This is a genomic window from Deltaproteobacteria bacterium, assembly GCA_009929795.1.
Lineage (GTDB): Bacteria > Desulfobacterota > Desulfovibrionia > Desulfovibrionales > Desulfomicrobiaceae > RZZR01.
The window spans coordinates 1-3282 of record RZZR01000221.1 but is presented as its reverse complement, the minus strand read 5'-3'; the positions used below and the strand labels follow the sequence as shown (position 1 = coordinate 3282).

Below are 3282 nucleotides of genomic sequence, written 5' to 3'. Positions count from 1 at the left end.
AGGGCCGTCCGACTAGACCAGACCCTGCCTGCGCATCCGCCACAGGGTCAGACCGGCCAGGATGCAGGCCAGAATGATCATGCCCCATTCGGACAGGGTTGGAATGGGTTGGGCCCCGCGGACACCGATCCCGCCGGGGTCAACAATCTCCCCGTTGACCTGGCCGTCCTGGTCTCCGGCTCCTCCGTCGGTCAGGGTGATGCTGAACAGGTTGTCTCCGTCGTCCAGACCGGCGACGTTTTCGTAGGGCGTGTAGGTGCCGGAGTCGTATTTGTAGAAGATCGACCCGGCCGGAATGTTTGAGGTCATGGTGACGGTCAGGGTCACTGTTCCGCCGCTGGGGACATTGACGATCTTGAAATCGATCAGGCCCCAGGGAAAGGCCGTGTCGTCCGGAAAGGGGGCTGAAGCGGCTAGGCTTGCGGCCTCGACGAAATATGGCCCGCCGGAAATTTCCCCCTGGCAGCCCGTTCCCGGCCCTTGGGTGAGTTGCCAATGGTACGTGCCCTGGGTCACGATGAAAGTTTTGTCGGCTATGGAAATGGTTCCCGTGCGGGGCATGGACGGCGAACCCGTGTCATTGGAATCAAGGCTGTAGGTGACAGTCCCGTCGCCGGTGCCCGAGGCCCCACCGGTCACTGTGATCCAATCGTTATTGGACGTGGCCGTCCAGGACGCGCCTGCCCCGGCCGTGACGGTGACGGTTTGGCCGTTCGTGGCCTCTGGGGCGTGTTCTTTCTCAGTTGGCGTGATGGTCACGGCCGATGACGACCATTGGGCGTACAGGGTCACGTTGTCCGCAGGCATGGAGAAGGTTGTTCCGGGAGCGTACTGAGCCCCACCGCCATTGGTTTGAGAGTTCCAGCCGGCAAAGACCGAACCGGTTTTTACCAGGTTGCCCGTGTTGTCGAGTACGGTGACCATGGCCGTTTCGGCGTAGGTGTTCGGGTCCGCGGGAACGGTCCCGCCTGTATTTCCGTTTCCGTTGTAGAGAACGGAATGTGGTGTGGGCGAAGGCGTCGAACTGGTCGTGAACTCCCAGTTCTCACCGTAGCTCGTGCCGACCGTGTTCGTGGCATAGGCCCGGTAGTGGTAGGTCGTGCCGGCGGTCAGGCCGGTCATGCTCGAGGTAAATGCGCCCGTGGCCGCGGCCGCGCCCTTGTCGGTCTTGGAGTCGGCCGTGGTCGGGTTGGCCGTGGTGGACCAGCACACGCCGTGAGCCGTGGGGTTGGGCAGGCCCAGGTTGGTGATGTTCCCGTTGCCCGTGGCCGTGGACGTGGTCACGCTGGTTGCGGCCTGGGTGGTGACGGTGGGGGCGGTGTCCGCCAGTTTCACCTTGTACGCCGTGCTGTCCACGGCAGTACCCGCGAACTTGATCCACCCGATGTTCTCCCCCCAGGCGAAGCCGCTGAAATCACCCGTGGCCGGGTCGATCTGGACGCCGGCATGGTGGACCGACGAGCCGAAGCTGATCCAGCCGATGTTCTCGCCCCAGGCGTAGCCGGAGAGCTGATTGCCGGTGCGGTTTACGCCGAAATTGGTCTGGTTCGTGTTGCCGTAGGTGTGGGTGCCACCGCCGGTATACGATCCCAGCCGAATCCAGCCGATGTTCTCGCCCCAGACATGGCCCTCCAGGTGCGTTGCGTACACCGACACTTCGCCATGGGTCGACTTGAAGTTCTGCCAGCCCGTGTTCTCGCTCCAGGCGAATCTATGGGTCGGGTCGATCCCCTGCCCCAGGGCCAGTCCGGCCCAGAGGCAGATGCAAAGCGTGACGGTTGCGACCGCAAGGCGGCGGAATACCGTCCGACAGGATGTGGTCATGGATTTCATGGGGCAACTACCTTATCGCCCGCCCTGGTCGTGCTGGACCAGTATAAAGCGGGGCTGGGAAAGTTCTGGAAGGGACGGCCGGATGGCAGCGCAGGGGAGGCTCGACCATAGTCAATCAGGCTGAGCAATTCGCGAATATTGGGGAGCCGCCAGTTAGTTTGGTGAACTCCGCCATTACTTGTATCACCGCAGCTATTCCCGTTCATTCTCCCATCTGTGTTGAGGGAAGTGATATCCGACAAGGCGGTCGACCAGTCCCGATTTACACCAGCACAATTAGCGTTTTTCAACCACACCAACTCCGTCAGGTTGTCTGTGACCGTGCCGTTGCCGTTGTCCGTAAAGCGCGGATCCGGCCAGGCCAGGCCTTTTTTGAGATCGCCGTCTCGGCCGGTCCCGTCGCAAGAAACTTCGACCCAAGCAGGCCCATCAGGATCCCAACAGATGGCCTGCCCGGTCCGGGGGATATAGACGAAGCCCTGTGGTTCCACCTTGTTGTCTATCCGCTCCAGCTTTTCGTAAATTTCCTGCAAGGAGTGGCCGCCGCGCTGACGAGGCTGAACGATGCAGAGACGCTACCCGATCATTTTGCACAGCGATGATGGGCAACGCTACGGCGTGACGGTCCCCGACCTGCCCGGATGTTTCACCGTGGGCGAGGACCTGGACCAGGCGCTGCAAAGGGTGCAGGAGGCCGTGGAGGCTTGGCTGGGCGATGCGCGAGAAGCCCCTGTTCCGAGCAGGCCGGAACAGGGGCTCAGCCTGCCCGAAGCGGCTGGCGGCGTACTGGCCATGGTGCAGGTGGACCTGGGCATGCTCGATTCTACACCGGTGCGTGTGAATATCAGCCTGCCGCGTTCCTGCCTGCGCTCCATCGATGATGCGGCCAAGCGGCTGGGCATGACACGCTCCGGCTATCTGCTGCACGCGGTGGAGCAGACCGCAGCCCGGCGAGCTGACAAATCGAAAGGCCAAGGCTGAGCCTCGTTCCGCGGAGGCTGTGAGCGCGTATCGTAGCAGGAAACGGTTCATTGCCATTGTCTTGCGCCTCATCCTGGCCCAGCCTCGTATTCCGACTGTATCAGGTGCCAGCCCTTGTAAACGCCACGGGCATCGCTGAGGAGTGCCGACCCAACTTGACGTGAGGTAATCCTGCCAATTGCAAGTTGACATGCTATACTTGATGTGCCCACTCCGGCAGGGGCTTCGCCCCTGCACCCCAAAGGGTCAAAATTTCAAAGCGCCAAAGCCTCTATTGTCCTCCCCGAACAGGCCACACGCGGTACGTAGCCGCCTTGTCGTTCGGGTACGCGTAGCCGTAGTCCCACAGGGAAACGTACCAGGCGTCGTACGTATTGAACGCAGAGGTAGAGCAAGACCAATAGTCCGCCGGCTGCACCCCGCTAAACGGTCCTGTTATGCCGAACAAGATCCGATGCGTTCCTTGGG

Annotated in this window: 3 protein-coding genes; 1 reads left to right on the top strand and 2 read right to left on the bottom strand. The window is 61.8% G+C overall.

What is annotated here, in order from left to right:
- Positions 1 to 12: 12 nt before the first annotated feature.
- Positions 13 to 1833 carry an IPTL-CTERM sorting domain-containing protein gene (locus EOM25_13425; protein NCC26175.1) on the bottom strand — a complete coding sequence of 607 codons (1821 nt, stop codon included), beginning with the start codon at positions 1831 to 1833 and terminating at the stop codon, positions 13 to 15.
- A complete protein-coding gene (locus tag EOM25_13420; GenBank protein ID NCC26174.1) occupies positions 1830 to 2399 on the bottom strand; it encodes a DUF1566 domain-containing protein in 570 nt (189 codons plus the stop codon). Before EOM25_13420 ends, EOM25_13425 begins: the two co-directional genes overlap by 4 nt.
- Here EOM25_13420 and EOM25_13415 point away from each other — a divergent pair.
- Positions 2398 to 2814, top strand: coding sequence for a hypothetical protein (locus tag EOM25_13415; protein NCC26173.1), 417 nt, complete (start codon positions 2398 to 2400; stop codon positions 2812 to 2814). The two genes, EOM25_13420 and EOM25_13415, sit on opposite strands and share 2 nt — an antisense overlap.
- The last annotated feature ends 468 nt before the right edge of the window (positions 2815 to 3282 follow it).